Here is a 15,759-nt window from a genome sequence, read left to right on the forward strand (position 1 = left end):
ACCGGTCGCGCATACTGTACTAGCTTCGCCACCCGCCCTCGGCACGGTCGCCGGGGGCGCCCGTGAGCCCTATGGCCTTCGCAGTCGCAGTCCCTGCGGGGTGGTGCGGAAACCCGCATCGTGGAACGCCGCGGCCCGTGGCGACGTCAGCGCGTACGCGCCGTCGACCTGGCGCACGGACAGGGTGCCGAGCATCCCGGAACGGACCGCGTCGGCGAGCCCGCTCGCCGCGGTGCGCACCGCGTGATCGCTCGTGCTGAAGGTCAGTACGGACCGCGCGCCGCGTTCGACGTAGAGCACCAGCTCGCCGTCGACCTGCACGGTGAGACTCCCGGCCTTGCGCGCCGGACGGTGGCCGGTCTCGCCTGCCGGATCGGGCCAGGGCAGTGCCGCCCCGTACGGCTGCGCCGGATCGGCAGCGGCCAGCACGATCGCCTCGGCAGGCCGGCCGGGAGGACGAGCGCCCGCGAACCCGCGCAACCGATCCGCGGCACCGCGAGCGGCGAACTGGGCCGCGCCGAGCCCGTCCACGAGATACCCGCGAACCACGTCACCGGCATCTTCCATCTCCCGCAGGACCGGATAGATCGCCGCCAACCCGCCGACCGCTCCCTCTGCCTCCAGCGCTCCACGGGTGAGTACGCCGTGCCGTTCCAGGAACGCCTCGGTACGCGCGTGAGCGCGCCGCGTTGTGTCGGCCGATCGGCTCGGCACGAGCGCCCACCTGCCGGAGATCGTGGGTTGGGGCGGGTGACCCGCGGCGACGTGGCCTGCCCGCAGCCGCGCGTAACGCCCGCGGGGCCGTGCGGAGCGCGCCTTGTGCGTGGTGCCGCGCCCCTCCAGCCGCGCACGCAGCGGGGCCATGCTGTCGGACGTCACCCGACCGGACCAGGTGAGGTCCCAGAGTGCGGTGGCGACGTCGTTCTCCGACGCGGTGTCGCAACCACGGTCGCGGACGCCGTCGACGAGCTGCCTGAAGAACTGGGCGCCGCCGTCGAGAGTGGACAGCACGGCCGCGTGCACGGGGCCGTACTGTGCTGTGTCCGCGGTGTCGGGAAGCAGGAGGTCGGCGAGATCGGCCGGGGCGAGCGCGACCCAGCCGTCGGACCCGGGCAGTGATCCGCAGCCGGTCCAGACGACCTCGCCGGATGCGGTGAGCTCATCGAGGGTGTGCTCGGAGTACCCGGGCAGGCGAGCGGGCAGCACCAGCGTCTCCAGCGCACTGGCCGGGATGGGTGCACCGGCCAGTTGCTCGACGCAGGCCAGCACGTCGTCGCTGCCCGGTGTGGTGTGCGGAGCCTGCCCCGTGCCCGTCACGCCGTGCCAGGCGGGCAGGAACCGCGCGAGGGCGGTGGCGTCGACCGGTTCGACCTCGGCACGCGCGCGAGCAAGGCACGCGCGCCGGATGCGGCGCAGGACAGCCGCGTCGCAGTAGTCGGGCTCGCCGGTTGCCGGCCCGGCCTCGCCGGGCCGGGCGGGGCGCAGCTCGCCACGCACGAGCCGGCCCGTCTCGGCCAGCTCGTCGAGTGCCGCCGCTGCGGTGCCCTGTTCGAGGCCGAAGCGTGCCGCTACCTCGGCAGCGGTGAACGGTCCCCGGCGTCGCGCGTGCCTGGCCAGCAGCTCGTGCAGTGGCTGCTGACCGGCATCCAGGAACGCCTCGGGCACACCGGAGGGCAGCTCGGTGCCCAGCGCCTGGTGGACCCTGCCTGCGTCCTCGACCGCGAGGTAGCGCTCCTGCCCGGCGATCCGAACTCGGATCGCGCGATGCGCGCGCTCCAGCTCGGCCAACCAGCCCCGCTCGACGCCGCGCGCGCCCGCTTCGGCCGCGGTGAGGTCGCCGAGCACGCGCAGCAGGTCGGCGGCGCCCTCGGCATCGCGGGCGTGCCGGTCGGGATGCAGTGACTGCAGCGACTCCTCGATCTCGTCGATGACGTCGGGGTCGAGCAGGTCGCGAAGCGACTCGCCGCCGACGAGTTCGCCGAGCAGGGCCGTGTCCAGAGCCAGTGCGGCCGCCTTGCGCTCGGCGAGTGGAGTGTCGGTGTTGTAGAGAAAGGTCGCCACGTAGTCGAACAGCAGGCTGCGTGCGAAGGGGGAGGGGCCGGCTGTATCCACTTCGATCACGCGCGTGCGCCGCGCGGCGATGTCGCGCATCAACTCACGCAGGCCGGGCAGGTCGTAGACGTCCTGCAAGCATTCCCGCATGGCTTCGAGCACCACGGGGAAGCGGGGATAGCCGGAGGCCACAGCGAGCAGTTGCGAGGAACGCTGGCGTTGTTGCCACAGCGGCATGCGCTTGGCGGGGTCGCGGCGCGGGAACAGTAGCGAGCGTGTCGCGCACTCCCGGAACCGGGCCGCGAACAGCGCGCTGGAGGAGACCTCCTCGGTTACCGCGTGCTCCACGGTGTCCGGGTCGAGCAGCACAGCCTCCGCCGATGCGGGTAACACGGTCTCGGGGGCTGTGCCGTCCGAGCTGCACAGCTCGGTGTCGGGCAGGCGCAGCACGATCCCGTCGTCGGAGTGCGCGACCTGCGCGTCCAGCCCGCGGCTGTCCCGCAGGTTGGCGGCGACGACCAGCGCCCACGGGGCGTTCACCCGGGCCCCGAACGGCGAGTGCACGACCACGCGCCAGTCGCCGAGCTCGTCCCTGAACCGTTCGATCACGACCGTGCGGTCGTCCGGCAGGTGGCCGGTGGCCGCGCGTTGCTCGGCGAGGTAGGCCAGCAGGTTCTCGCTCGCCCAGTGGTCCATGCCCGCGCGAGTCAGGCGCCGGTGAGCGTCGTCTCCGTCGAGGGCTGCCAGCTCGCGTACGAAGCCGCCGAGCGCGACACCCAGCTCCCGGGGCCGTGCGGGCGCGTCGCCCTTCCAGAACGGCATGCGAGCGGCCTCCCCAGGGGCCGGAACCACCTCCACACGGTCATGGGTGATGTCGGTGATGCGCCAGGAGGTCGTGCCGAGCAGGATCCTGTCGCCCACCCGCGACTCGTAGACCATCTCCTCGTCGAGCTCGCCGACCTTGTTTCCCCGGCCGCTCGCGGGATGGGGCGTGAGCACCGAGTACAGGCCCCGGTCCGGGATGGTGCCCCCGGAGGTGACCGCGAGGCGTTGGGCCCCCGGCCGTCCGAGCAGCGTTCCGCGCGCCCGGTCCCAGGTGATCCTGGGCCGCAGGTCGGCGAAGTCGGTACTGGGGTACCGGCCTGCAAGCATGTCGAGCACGCTGTGCAGCGCGTCGTCCGGCAGCTCGTGGAAGGGCGCGGCTCTGCGCACCACTCGCGCCAGCTCCTCAACGGTCCACTCGCGCTCGGCGACCATCGCCACGATCTGCTGCGCGAGCACGTCCAGGGGGTTGCGGGGATAGTGCAGGGACTCGATCGCGCCCGCGGCCATCCGTTCGGCGACGACGGCGCACGGCACGAGGTCGCCGCGGAAGCGGGGGAAGACCACGCCGGAGGATGCCGCCCCGACGTGGTGTCCCGCCCGCCCCACGCGCTGCAGCCCGGAAGCCACCGTGGGCGGCGCCTCCACCTGGACCACCAGGTCGACAGCGCCCATGTCGATGCCGAGCTCCAGCGAGGACGTGGCCACGACGCACGGCAGCTCGCCGGACTTGAGCTGCGTCTCGACGGCGGTGCGCTGCTCGCGTGCCATGGAACCGTGGTGGGAGCGTGCGATGGTCTGCTCGGCTGTGCCCGTCGTGAGGCCGGACTGGCCGATCGCCTCCGCGGGGATGCGCTGCCCCTCCGGCCACCCGGAGCGCTCCTGGTAGAGCTCGTTGAGCCGGGCCGTGAGGCGCTCGGCGACCCTGCGGGAGTTGGCGAACACGATCGTCGACCGGTGCTGCGTGATCAGGTCGAATATGCGCCGTTCGACGGCGGGCCAGATGGACCGGGTGTGCTCGTCGAGTGTCGTCATGTCCGGTACGGGAACCTCGACGGTGAGATCCACGGACTTGCCCGCCGGCGGGTCGACGACCCGTACCGGCCGCCCTCCCGCGAGGAACGTGCTGACCTCCTCGACAGGGCGCACCGTCGCGGAGAGCCCGATGCGGCGCGCGGGCGCGGGGTCGGCGGCCCCGGGATGCCGGAGACGCTCCAGGCGCTCCAGCGACAGTGCGAGATGGGCGCCCCGTTTGGTGCCTGCGACAGCGTGAACCTCGTCGACGATGACCGTGTCCACGCCGCGGAGGTTCTCCCGCGCGTTCGAGGTGAGCAGCAGGAACAGTGACTCGGGCGTGGTGACGAGGATGTCGGGTGGGTTGGTGCGGAAGGCTCGCCGCTGCGACGCGGGTGTATCGCCCGTGCGGATACCGACACCGATCTCGCGCGAGGGAGTGCCCAGCAGCCCGGCGTGTTCGGCGATGCCGTCGAGCGGGGCCCGTAGGTTGCGCTGCACGTCTACGGCCAGCGCCTTGATCGGGGAGACGTACAGCACACGGCACCTGTACGCCGGCTCGCTCGGGCGTGCCGTGGTCAGCAGATGGTCGAGGGCCCACAGGAAGGCGGCCAGTGTCTTGCCCGAGCCGGTCGGGGCGATCACCAGGGAGTGCTGGTGCTCTGCCGCTGCGCGCCACGCGCCGTCCTGAGCGGCCGTCGGCTCCGCGAAGGTGCTGGTGAACCAGGCACGGGTGGCCGCGGAGAACCCCGCGAGCGGGCCGTCGGTTGCCTTCTCGCCCATGCGCCCATCCTTACGCACGGCACCGACGGCGCGCGCGTCAGTACGGGCGCTCGGGGGGTACCTCGAGGCGTCGCGTCACGGCCTGCGGCGAGTGCTGGCCGTATCAGCTCTCGTTACGGCAGGAGACCTACCCGCCGCGCGGTATGCACAGCCTGCATACGCGTGTGGCAGTCGAGCTTGCGCAGCACACTGCGCATGTAGCTCTTGACCGTCTCCAACCGCAGCCCGAGCGCGTTTCCGGCCTCGGCGTTCGTCTTGCCGAGTGCCACCATGGACAGCACATCGAGCTCCCTGCGGGACAGCTGGACCGTCTCGGAAGGCGACGCGTTGTCGAGATTCGCCCGCAGGGCGTCGCACGCTGAGTCGATACGGGTGCTCAGGTTCGCGTCGTCCAGGTCGTGCACCAGTGCCCGGAGCTCGGCGTGTGCCTGCCGCACGTACTCGCGGTCCCTCGAGTCCGGGGTAGGGACCTGATTTGCCGGAGTCGTGTGCTCGGTCAGCGCCGCGATCCGGCGGTCGACTTCCTCGCGCACGGCGATGTCCTGTTCGAGCTCGCGGGCCGACTCGACGACCGCATTGATCGTACGGTCGCCGAGCGGAACCGGCTGCCGGATCGCCCCGTAGAGGACGGCGCGCACATTTCGCCGGACAATCACGGGTACGGCGAGTATCGAGCGCATCCCTTCGTCCCTGACCGGCCCGTCGAAATGGTGCGTGATCACCCTTGCCACCTCGTAATCGGTGACCGTGACAGGCCGGCGAAGCTCGATGGCGCGGCCGCCGAGCCCCTGACCCGGCTTGACCTTCAGGCCGTACAGCGAGTCGGTTGTCGTCCCCACCAACTCGCTCATGTGCAGCTCGGAACCCGCGGAGACAGTGCCGCCGAACGCGAGGGGCAGCCCGGCGGTCCCCGGTAGCTTCTGCAATGTCCGGCGGGTTTCGTGCTGAGAAGTGCGGTGTTCAGTGACATTCGAGGAGGACAAGACCGGATCTACCTCCTTTTCGTGCTATCACCCACGTCCGGGTTAGTTGGGTATCGGGATAATACACATAGCATCCAAGGTGATCGACTTCACCCGAAGTTAGTGAGGGTATAGCAGGAGGAATTCGCGCAATAGGGACTGTAAGTGTGCATTAATGTGACACTGAGTGATGTGGTGACCTTCTCGGCACCAGCCTGACAGAGCACCCTGACCTGGGCGAGCCGGTGCGGATTTGCGCGAATGTGAACCCAACACAACTTCCGCTACAGCGCGTGCTCAATGTTCAGTCTATCGGGTGATAATGTCATAGATTCGTGTAGCGGGTGGAGCCTGAGAATTCCTGGTCGGGTGCGCTGCGTGTATGGAACTACGCAGCGCACCCGATCTATGCATCGCGCCGGCTGCCGCTGGGATCCCGGGGCGCCGACTGCGTTGTATCTGTCCATCCCATGCCGGGAGGGCCACGCACAACTCGGCGGGCGTAAGCCTTCCGCAGGGAGGTTCGCGACCGGCGGCGGGACGATCCCGGGGCCTAGTACAGTCCGATGCGTCCGGAACTCGCGTGCCCGCGAGGGTGCGTTCCGACGAGGGGAGAGCTGTGCGGGTCCTGTCGGTGGATCTGGGCACGTCGAACACGGTGGCTGTGCTGGCAGACGCCGGCCGTCCACCCCGGGTGGTGGAGGTGGACGGCTCGGCGACGATGCCGTCGGCCGTCTACGCGGAGGAGGACGGCACCATCATGGTCGGCCGCGACGCCGACCGTCGCGCCCGGCTGGATCCCACCCGGTTCGAACCCAACCCGAAGCGCCGGGTGGACGAACAAAGCTTGCTGCTCGGCAGCGACGTCGTTCCGGTCAGTGACGCGCTGTCCGCGATCCTCCGGCGCGTGCTGGAGGAAACCGCCCGGCAGCTCGGTGGCGAGCAGCCGCACGAGATCCGCCTGACGCACCCGGCCCAGTGGGGGCGGACACGGTGTTCGGTGCTCACCTCCGCCGCCCGGCAGGCAGGGGTGACCTCGGCGATCACGCTGGTCCCCGAACCGGTGGCCGCCGCGGCGCACTTCGCGTCGTTCCCCGGCAGGAGCCTGGCCGCCGGGCAGTCACTCGCGGTCTACGACCTCGGCGCGGGCACGTTCGATGTGGCCGTGGTCTCGGCGACCGCCGGCGGGTACACGGTGCTCGCCGAGGACGGGTTGCCGGATCTGGGTGGGTTGGACGTGGACCAGGCGTTGCTCGTGCATGTCGGTCGCGAGGTCTCGCACAAGGATCCCCAGCAGTGGCAGCGCCTGCTGCGCCCGGAGTCGACAGCCGATCGCCGGATGCGCCGCACGTTGCAGGAAGACGTCAAGGCGGCCAAGGAAGCTCTGTCCCGGCACCCGCAGACGGAGGTGCCGATGCCGGAGCCGTTCACCGACGTGCTGGTGACCCGGGGCGAGCTGGAGGCGCTCGTGCGGCCCGCGATGCTGCGCAGCGTCGAGCTTCTGTCGCGCACGTTGCAGGGTGCCGGGATCGGTGCCGGTGAGCTGGCCGGGATCTACCTCGTCGGGGGGTCGAGCAGGCTGCCGCTGGTCGGGACGATGATCTCGGAGAAGCTGGGCGTGGTGCCTGCCAGCCTCGACCAGCCCGAGACGGCGGTCGGCTTCGGCGCGCACCACGCCACGGCCGGTGGCGGTCCGGCCGCGCCCGCGCAGTCACCGGCTGCGGGTGCGCACCCGCCGCCCGCGCCGCCGGGTCGGGCCTCACCCGCGCAGAGCGGTCCGGTCCCCGTGGCGCCGCAACACGCGGCCGCGGGCGCACCGGCCGCACCGGGTGCGCAGCAGCCTGCCGGGTTCCCGGCAGGCGCGAACCCGGCGGCGCCCGGTACGGGGCCGCAGCCGGTACAGAGCCAACCGGTGCCGCCGCAGGGGAACGTGCCGGGGAGCTTCCCGGCGTATCCCGAGCCACCCGAGTCCGGAGGGGCGTCGCCGCGCCGGGGGAGGAAGGCGCTGGTCGCCGCGGGCGTGGCCGTGGCGCTGCTGCTCGCGGTCGGCGGCGCGGCGGCGTTCGTGCCGCTCGGGCAGGACACCGCGACCTACCCCGCCGAGTCGTGCGCGGAGGCCGCCGAACCGAGCGAGGACGGCTTCACCGACTGCCTCCGCCAGCTCGCCGGTGACGTCGCCGGGCAGCAGTGCACACCCGGGATGGGTACGGGACCCGCCGCGGCGGGGGAGGAGTTCGGTGCTTCCGTCACGTGTTCGGCCCCCGGCCTGGCCGGGGCGCAGGTGACCTACGTGCACGCGGACGCGCAGGAGGACGCGGAGCTCTTCGCAGGGGACCTGGTCGGCTCGGCCGGTGGCCAGGAGCAGGTCCAGGCGGACTGGCGGGGTAACGCCCTCGAGGGCAGGTACGCGGCGGCGACGGGGAGCGCGATGTCCGTGCTGGCGTTCACTGTGGACGATCGGCCGCTGTTCGGGTTCGTCATGCAGATGGCCGGTGGGACCGACGGGGAGCTGCAGAGCCCGTCGCAGATGGCCGACTACTTCGAGGCGAGCATTCAGCCGGGGGAGTAGCCCGACGGGCGGCGCTTGCGGAGTCCGGGATCGGGCCACGGAGCATGCGGGAGCAGCAGTGCCGGCATGCGGGGCTACTTGTCGCGGTCCCGCATGTTCCGCCACGCGATGACCACAAGGGTCAGCGTGGCCAGGATGGCGGCGAGACTGGCGAGCTCGAGGGCGAGCGGGCCCCAGTCGGGCACGTCGATGTGATCGGGTAGCACGCCCCGACCGTACCGGCGAGGCCCGGGAGCTGCCGCGTGCTGGTCCCCGCGGACCGGTTCCGCGGCTCGGATCGTGGTCGGTGCGGCACGGCCGTGCGGGAACATTAGGGTAGGTGGCGATGCGACGCACGGTGTTCCGGCGCCTGATGGCCGCCGAGTTCGGGGAGGTGCGGGCGGAGACGCTCGCCGCCGATTATGTGCTCGGCCGCCTCGACGGTCGGACGGTGGATCAGGCGCTGGCCGATGGGGTGCCTGCCAAGCAGGTATGGCGGGCGGTGTGCGCGGAGTTCGAGGTTCCGCTCGACCGTCAGGAGATCTGACGGCAGGCGGGATGCGCGAACGGGATGCGTCACCGGTCGTCGATGACCCGGCGAATGACCCGGCGAATGGGCCGGTGCATCGGCGTGTCGTATGGTGTCGAACGAATGTTCGCCTATGATGGGTTCGCGGGCAGGGCTACCGGCCGCGGAGCGCCGCACGAGGTCGGGAACTGTCGGTCCCGCCCCGTAGCGTTGGCCCCGACGCGCCCCAGTAAACGGCTTCACATCAGCGAGGTGGGTTTCCATGGCAGCACCGGATCGGGACAAGGCACTCGAGCTGGCCATTGCGCAGATCGACAAGCAGTACGGCAAGGGCTCGGTGATGCGTCTCGGCGAGGATCAGCGCGCGGCCGTCGGGGCGATTCCGACCGGAGCCATCGGGCTGGATGTGGCCCTGGGCCTCGGCGGCTTGCCGCGTGGCAGGGTCGTCGAGGTGTTCGGCCCGGAGAGCAGCGGTAAGACCACGGTCGCGCTGCACGCGGTCGCCAACGCGCAGGCGGCAGGCGGGATCGCGGCGTTCATCGACGCCGAGCACGCCCTGGACCCGGAGTACGCCAAGGCGCTCGGCGTGGACACCGACGCGCTGCTTGTCTCCCAGCCGGACACCGGGGAGCAGGCGCTGGAGATCGCGGACATGCTGATCCGCTCGGGTGCGCTGGACATCGTGGTCATCGACTCGGTCGCCGCGCTCGTGCCGCGCGCCGAGATCGAGGGCGAGATGGGGGACTCGCATGTGGGGCTGCAGGCGCGGCTGATGAGTCAGGCACTGCGGAAGCTGACCTCGGCGCTGCACAACTCGGGCACCATGGCGCTGTTCATCAACCAGCTCCGCGAGAAAGTCGGCGTGATGTTCGGGTGTTTCCATTACTCCACCCGGGTGATGCTTGCCGACGGCACCCAGGAGAAGATCGGCAAGATCGTCAACCAGCGGCTGCCCGTCGAGGTGATGTCGTACGACCCCGAGTCGGACCAGATCGTCCCCCGCAAGGTGGTCAACTGGTTCAACAACGGGCCTGCTGAGGAGTTTCTCCAGTTCAGCGTGGCGAAGTCGGGTGGTAACGGCCGCGCCCAGTTCGCGGCGACTGAGAATCACTTGATTCGCACGCCCGGCGGGTGGCGTCACGCCGGCGAGCTGGCCGAAGGTGAGCGAGTGTTGATCGCCGAGGAAGAGCGGCTCAGCGACCAACAGTGGGAGGTCATCCTGGGGTCCGTGATGGGCGACGGGCACCTGGCGCCGAACCGTCGCGACCGTTCCGGTGTGCGGTTCCGGATGGGCCAGGGTGCGAAGCAGTCCGACTACCTCGACTGGAAGACCTCGCTTCTGGCCAATATCGAGCACACACGTACGACGAACGCCAAGGGTGCGGTGTTCACCGACTTCACACCCCTGCCCGAGCTCTACGAGCTGCAACGTGCCGTCTACTTCGGGGACGGCAAGAAGCACCTGTCCTGGGACTACCTCAAGTCGCTCACACCGCTGTCTCTCGCTGTCTGGTACATGGACGACGGCTGCTTCACGGTTCGCTCGAAGGGCGCGCAACAGCGTACCGCCGGGGGGAGCGGCCGGATCGAGATCTGCGTCGCGGCGATGGCGGAGGACTCGCAGCGGCGGTTGATGGAGTACCTGCGGGACACCCATGACTTGGACGTCAAGCTTGTGGCGCGGGGCGAGCGCCAGGTTCCGGTACTGCAGTTCACGACAGCGGCTACGGAGCGGTTCCAACAGTTGATAGCTCCGTACGTGCACCCGTCGATGGAGTACAAGCTGCTACCGCGGTTCCGTGGGCAGTTCGGGGTTGAGCCTCAGTTCGCCGACCCCAGGATGCGCCCTGTACCCGCCACGGTCCTCGACATTCACGTGAAGCCGACGACGAGGTCGATGAACCGCTTCGATATCGAGGTCGAAGGAAACCACAACTACTTCGTCGACGGCGTGATGGTGCACAACTCTCCTGAGACGACGACCGGTGGTAAGGCGTTGAAGTTCTACGCCTCGGTGCGGCTGGATGTCCGGCGTATCGAGACGTTGAAGGACGGCGGGGAACCGGTCGGTAACCGCACCCGGGTCAAGGTCGTGAAGAACAAGTGCGCACCCCCCTTCAAGCAAAGTGAGTTCGACATACTTTACGGCAAGGGAATCTCCCGCGAGGGTTCCTTGATCGACATGGGGGTCGAGCACGGGATCCTGCGCAAGTCCGGTGCCTGGTACACCTACGAGGGCGATCAGCTCGGGCAGGGTAAGGAGAACGCGCGCCGTTTCCTGTCCGACAACCCGGACATCGCCAACGAGGTCGAGAAGCGGATCAAGGAAAAGATGGGGATCGGAGCGTCGGCGGAGGACGGCGATGACTCCGCTCCCGCTCCAGTGGAGTTCTGACACGGGTCATGTCCGGTCCTGATGACGGTGCGGCGGCTAGCGGGGACAGTTTCCGGCAAGTCAAGGACATCTGCCTCCGGCGGCTCGCCGCACGCCCCCGTACGAGGGCGGAGCTGCGCGACGCGGTGGCGCGCAAGGGGTTCGACGGTGACGTGATCGAGCAGGTGCTCGACAAGCTCGAAGCCGCTCGCCTGATCGACGACGCCGACTTCGCAGCGACCTGGGTGCGTTCCCGGCAGACCCACCAGGGTCTGGGGCGCCGCGCGCTCCGTGCCGAGCTGCTGCGCAAGGGGGTGTCCAAGGAGATCGCCGACGAGGTCGTCAGCGGGGTCGACGAGGGCGACGAGGAGGCCCGCGCGCGGGCGCTCGTACGCAAGAAGCTGCCCTCGTTGCAGCGAGTCGACTCCACCACCGCGCTGCGACGTGTCGTCGCCATGCTCGCTCGCAAGGGCTACCCGGAAGGGCTGTCGTACACGGTGGCAAGCGAGGAACTCGGGGTGCTCGGCGAACGCGGAATGTGACTGTGGTCTCATTGAACCCGCACAATGTGGCTCTTGTCACAGCGATGCGATCAAGGCAAAGTTGACCTTGAAGCACCGTCGGCGCGCGGAGCGTCGTAGGTGTCACGAGCGGGCAGGGAGGTGTCGAGATGACACAAGGCGAGATCGCGGAGTTCCGGCGAACCCTCAGTGAGCTACGCCAGTGCGTTGGTGCGCTCCGTAGCCGGTACGGGGACGCACCGGCGGTGCGGCGGCTGGTCAACGACGTGGAGCGGCTCAATATCGACGTCGAGGAGTTCGAGGGCTCCGGCAGCGATCGGGTAGCGCCGCCGAGGACGCCCGCTGACCGCTCGGAAGTGGTTGTGGTGCCCGACACACCGTACGACCCGTCCCTATGGGAGGATGCGGACGACGAAGGTGTCGGCGGCTACCACGGAAAGCGCTTGTGAGTACAGACACAGGAGTTCACGCACCCCCGCGAGCACGTCTACCGGTCTCCACGCTGCGGAACGACCGATGGTGGGTACCGCAGGTCCTCACCATCGCCGGACTGTCGGTCTTCGTGATCTACGCGACCGTCCGGGTCTTCCTGCAGCAGAACTACTGGGTGGAGGAGTACCACTACCTCACGCCGTTCTACTCGCCCTGCATCTCGACGGGATGCGTTGACGGCGCGGCGCACTTCGGCAGGTTCATCCCGGATCACGCGCTGATCCCGTACGCGGCGCTCAGCCTGCCGTTCCTGCTGCTGTTCCGGTTGACCTGCTACTACTACCGCAAGGCCTACTACCGGTCCTTCTGGCTGTCCCCGCCCGCCTGCGCGGTGCCCGAGCCGCACGCGCGGTACACCGGTGAGACGCGGTTCCCGCTGATCCTGCAGAACATCCACCGGTACTTCTTCTACCTGGCCTTCGTCGTCACGATCATCAATACCTACGACATGCTGCTGGCCTTCCAGACCGCCGACGGCGGGTTCGGGCTCGGGCTCGGCAACGTGATCCTGGTGGTCAACGTGGTCATGTTGTGGCTGTACACGCTGTCGTGCCACTCGTGCCGGCATGTGATGGGCGGCCGGCTGAAGAACTTCTCCAAGCACCCCGTGCGGTACCGGATGTGGACCAGAATCTCCGCGCTGAACACCCGCCACATGGAGTTCGCGTGGATCTCCCTCGGCACGCTGATGCTGGTCGACCTGTACATCATGCTTGTGGCGAGCGGGACCATCACGGACCTGCGCTTCATCGGGTGAGTGCGTTACTCGCGAGACTTGAGGTGAATGAGTGACCGAGGTAGAGCGGCACAGTTATGACGTGCTGGTGATCGGTGCCGGAGGCGCCGGGCTCCGTGCGGCCATCGAGGCCAGGGAGCAGGGGCTGCGCACGGCCGTGATCTGTAAGTCCCTGTTCGGTAAGGCCCACACCGTCATGGCGGAGGGCGGCTGCGCTGCGGCGATGGGAAACGTCAACGCCGGGGACAACTGGCAGGTGCACTTCCGCGACACGATGCGCGGCGGCAAGTTCCTGAACAACTGGCGGATGGCGGAGCTGCACGCCAAGGAAGCACCCGACCGTGTCTGGGAGCTGGAGACCTACGGTGCGCTCTTCGACCGCACCGGGGACGGGCGGATCAGCCAGCGCAACTTCGGTGGTCACGAGTACCCCCGGCTGGCCCACGTCGGAGACCGGACCGGGCTCGAGCTGATCCGCACCATGCAGCAGAAGATCGTATCCCTGCAGCAGGAGGACTACCGGGATCTCGGCGACTACGACGCCAGGCTGAAGGTCTTCAGCGAGTGCACGGTCACCCAGCTGCTCAACGATGACGCCGGAGCGATCTCGGGTGCGTTCGCGTACTGGCGTGAGTCCGGAAGGTTCGTCCAGTTCGACGCGCCCGCCGTCGTGCTGGCCACCGGCGGGATCGGCAAGTCGTTCTCGGTGACGTCGAACTCCTGGGAGTACACAGGGGACGGGCACGCGCTCGCGATGCGCGCGGGCGCCAAGCTGATCAACATGGAGTTCGTGCAGTTCCACCCCACCGGCATGGTGTGGCCGCCCAGCGTGAAGGGCATCCTGGTCACCGAAGGTGTGCGGGGTGACGGGGGAGTGCTCAAGAACGCGAACGGCGAGCGCTTCATGTTCAACTACATCCCCGACGTGTTCAAGGGCTACTACGCGGACAACCCGGAGGAAGCCGACCGGTGGTACTCCGACCCGAACAACAACCGGCGCACCCCGGACCTGCTGCCCCGCGACGAGGTCGCGCGGGCGATCAACACCGAGGTCAAGGAGGGGCGCGGTTCGCCGCACGGCGGTGTCTACCTCGACATCGCATCCCGACTGTCCGATGAGGAGATCGAGCGGCGCCTGCCGTCGATGCACCACCAGTTCAAGGAACTGGCCGATGTGGACATCACCTCCGAGGCCATGGAGGTGGGTCCGACCTGTCACTACGTGATGGGTGGCGTCGAGGTGGATCCCGACACCGGGGCCGCCGACGGCGTTCCCGGCCTGTTCGCAGCGGGGGAGTGCGCAGGCGGGATGCACGGTTCCAACCGGCTCGGTGGCAACTCGCTGTCCGATCTGCTGGTGTTCGGGCGCCGCGCGGGATCGGGCGCCGCCGGGTACGTGTCGTCGCTGACCGAGCGCCCCACCGCGAACCAGGCCCAGGTGGATGAGGCCGCGCGGGCCGCTGTCGAGCCGTTCGGGGCCGGGGAGACCTACGAGAACCCCTACACGCTGCAGAGTGACCTGCAGCGACTGATGAACGAACTGGTCGGCATCATCCGCACCGAGGGCGAGATGAGCGAGGCGCTGACCAAGCTGCGGGATCTGGCCGAGCGGGCCCGGCACGTGGGTATCGAGGGAAACCGGCAGTACAACCCTGGTTGGCACCTCGCGCTCGACCTGCGGAACATGCTGCTCGTCAGCGAGTGCGTGGCGCGTGCGGCGCTGCGGCGCACGGAGAGCCGGGGCGGGCACACCAGGGACGACTTCCCGAAGATGGACGCGGAATGGCGCCACACCCTGCTGGAGTGCACGCTCGACGGGGAATCGGTGACGGTGACGCCGGGGGAGCAGGTGCCGATGCGTGCCGACCTGCTCGAGTTGTTCGAGCTGACCGAGCTGGAGAAGTACTACACCGAGCCCGAGCTGGTCGAGCACCCCGCGCGCACCGGCGCGCAGCGCGAGGAAGGAGCACCATGACCTACAAGGGCCACTTCCGGATTTGGCGCGGCGACGAGGAGGGTGGTTCCCTCGAGGACTTCGAGGTGGAGGTGAACGAGGGCGAGGTCGTCCTCGACATCATCCACCGGTTGCAGGCGACCCAGGCTCCGGACCTGGCCGTGCGGTGGAACTGCAAGGCAGGCAAGTGCGGTTCCTGCTCCGCGGAGGTCAACGGGCGTCCGCGCCTGCTGTGCATGACGCGGATGTCCATCTTCAGTGCGGACGAGATCATCACCGTGACGCCGATGCGGGCGTTCTCCGTGATCAAGGACCTGGTCCCGGACGTGTCGTACAACTACACCAAGGCCAGGGAGGTCACCTCCTTCACCCCGCCGGAAGGGCTCGGGCCCGGCGAGTACCGGATGCAGCAGGAAGACGTCGAGCGCTCCCAGGAGTTCCGCAAGTGCATCGAGTGCTTCCTGTGCCAGGACACCTGCCACGTGGTTCGGGATCACGAGGAGAACAAGTCCGCCTTCGCCGGTCCCCGATTCCTGATGCGTGCCGCCGAGCTGGAGATGCACCCGCTGGACGCGGCCGACCGGAGGGATGACGCTCAGGACGAGCACGGTCTCGGCATGTGCAACATCACGAAGTGCTGCACCGAGGTGTGCCCGGAGGGCATCAAGATCACCGACAACGCGCTGATCCCGATGAAGGAGCGGGTGGCCGGTCGCCGTTACGATCCCGTGGTCTGGCTCGGCAACAAGCTGTTCAAGCGCGGGTCGTGACGGCCGAGGGGTAGAGCCCGGTGAGGAACGCGTGCCAGGCTGCGGCTGACAACCGCAGCCTGCCGGAGTCGCGATCCTTGGAGTCGCGGATGGCGACGGCCGAGCCGGCGAGGGCGACCTCGACGCAGTCGCCGTTGTTGCCGTCGCCGCCGCTGTAGCTGCTCGTCCGCCAGGTGGTGGGGTCCACCGAAGGCATCGGCTC

12 protein-coding genes and 2 pseudogenes are annotated in these 15,759 nt (G+C 69.1%); 10 read left to right on the forward strand and 4 right to left on the reverse strand.

What is annotated here, in order from left to right; translation table 11 throughout:
* Window positions 1–69: 69 nt before the first annotated feature.
* Window positions 70–4,671 (reverse strand): ATP-dependent helicase, encoded by a 4,602-nt coding sequence (locus H0B56_RS08965; RefSeq protein WP_180892531.1) that lies wholly within the window; start codon window positions 4,669–4,671, stop codon window positions 70–72.
* A 113-nt stretch (window positions 4,672–4,784) separates the two neighbouring features.
* Window positions 4,785–5,522 carry a LuxR C-terminal-related transcriptional regulator gene (locus tag H0B56_RS08970; protein ID WP_180892532.1) on the reverse strand — a complete coding sequence of 246 codons (738 nt, stop codon included), beginning with the start codon at window positions 5,520–5,522 and terminating at the stop codon, window positions 4,785–4,787.
* A gap of 730 nt (window positions 5,523–6,252) precedes the next feature.
* Between H0B56_RS08970 and H0B56_RS08975 the strand changes: the two genes are divergently transcribed.
* Window positions 6,253–8,202 (forward strand): Hsp70 family protein, encoded by a 1,950-nt coding sequence (locus H0B56_RS08975; protein ID WP_180892533.1) that lies wholly within the window; start codon window positions 6,253–6,255, stop codon window positions 8,200–8,202.
* A 74-nt stretch (window positions 8,203–8,276) separates the two neighbouring features.
* Here H0B56_RS08975 and H0B56_RS23215 read toward each other — a convergent pair whose 3' ends face one another.
* Window positions 8,277–8,408, reverse strand: coding sequence for a hypothetical protein (locus H0B56_RS23215; RefSeq protein ID WP_281373631.1), 132 nt, complete (start codon window positions 8,406–8,408; stop codon window positions 8,277–8,279).
* Window positions 8,409–8,527: 119 nt separating this feature from the next.
* Between H0B56_RS23215 and H0B56_RS08980 the strand changes: the two genes are divergently transcribed.
* The 9 genes and pseudogenes from H0B56_RS08980 to H0B56_RS09010 all read left to right on the forward strand — a co-directional run bounded on the left by H0B56_RS08980 (window position 8,528) and on the right by H0B56_RS09010 (window position 15,557).
* Complete coding sequence (locus tag H0B56_RS08980) at window positions 8,528–8,728, forward strand: DUF3046 domain-containing protein (RefSeq protein WP_089301307.1); 201 nt, start codon at window positions 8,528–8,530, stop codon at window positions 8,726–8,728.
* A 244-nt stretch (window positions 8,729–8,972) separates the two neighbouring features.
* Window positions 8,973–9,845 (forward strand): annotated as a pseudogene (recA, locus tag H0B56_RS23220) (recombinase RecA); the annotation flags it as partial.
* Window positions 9,822–10,436: pseudogene (locus H0B56_RS23225) on the forward strand (LAGLIDADG endonuclease); the annotation flags it as partial. The pseudogenes recA and H0B56_RS23225, both read left to right, overlap by 24 nt.
* A gap of 171 nt (window positions 10,437–10,607) precedes the next feature.
* Window positions 10,608–11,105, forward strand: a complete 498-nt coding sequence (locus H0B56_RS23230) for a hypothetical protein (RefSeq protein WP_281373632.1) — start codon at window positions 10,608–10,610, stop codon at window positions 11,103–11,105.
* Between the two features lie 8 nt (window positions 11,106–11,113).
* A complete protein-coding gene (locus H0B56_RS08990; protein ID WP_180892535.1) occupies window positions 11,114–11,626 on the forward strand; it encodes a regulatory protein RecX in 513 nt (170 codons plus the stop codon).
* A 128-nt stretch (window positions 11,627–11,754) separates the two neighbouring features.
* A complete protein-coding gene (locus tag H0B56_RS08995) occupies window positions 11,755–12,054 on the forward strand; it encodes a hypothetical protein (protein ID WP_180892536.1) in 300 nt (99 codons plus the stop codon).
* Window positions 12,051–12,854, forward strand: coding sequence for a hypothetical protein (locus tag H0B56_RS09000; RefSeq protein ID WP_180892537.1), 804 nt, complete (start codon window positions 12,051–12,053; stop codon window positions 12,852–12,854). The genes H0B56_RS08995 and H0B56_RS09000 overlap by 4 nt, the downstream gene beginning before the upstream one ends.
* Window positions 12,855–12,885: 31 nt before the next feature.
* On the forward strand, window positions 12,886–14,808 hold the full coding sequence (locus H0B56_RS09005) for a fumarate reductase/succinate dehydrogenase flavoprotein subunit (RefSeq protein WP_180892538.1): 1,923 nt from the start codon (window positions 12,886–12,888) through the stop codon (window positions 14,806–14,808).
* Window positions 14,805–15,557, forward strand: coding sequence for a succinate dehydrogenase/fumarate reductase iron-sulfur subunit (locus H0B56_RS09010; protein ID WP_180892539.1), 753 nt, complete (start codon window positions 14,805–14,807; stop codon window positions 15,555–15,557). The genes H0B56_RS09005 and H0B56_RS09010 overlap by 4 nt, the downstream gene beginning before the upstream one ends.
* On the opposite strand, the gene H0B56_RS09015 is transcribed toward H0B56_RS09010, so the two are convergent.
* On the reverse strand, window positions 15,541–15,753 hold the full coding sequence (locus H0B56_RS09015) for a DUF397 domain-containing protein (RefSeq protein ID WP_180892540.1): 213 nt from the start codon (window positions 15,751–15,753) through the stop codon (window positions 15,541–15,543). The genes H0B56_RS09010 and H0B56_RS09015 overlap by 17 nt on opposite strands.
* Between the last annotated feature and the right edge of the window lie 6 nt (window positions 15,754–15,759).

This window comes from Haloechinothrix aidingensis (assembly GCF_013450155.1).
Classification (GTDB): Bacteria; Actinomycetota; Actinomycetes; order Mycobacteriales; family Pseudonocardiaceae; genus Haloechinothrix; species Haloechinothrix aidingensis.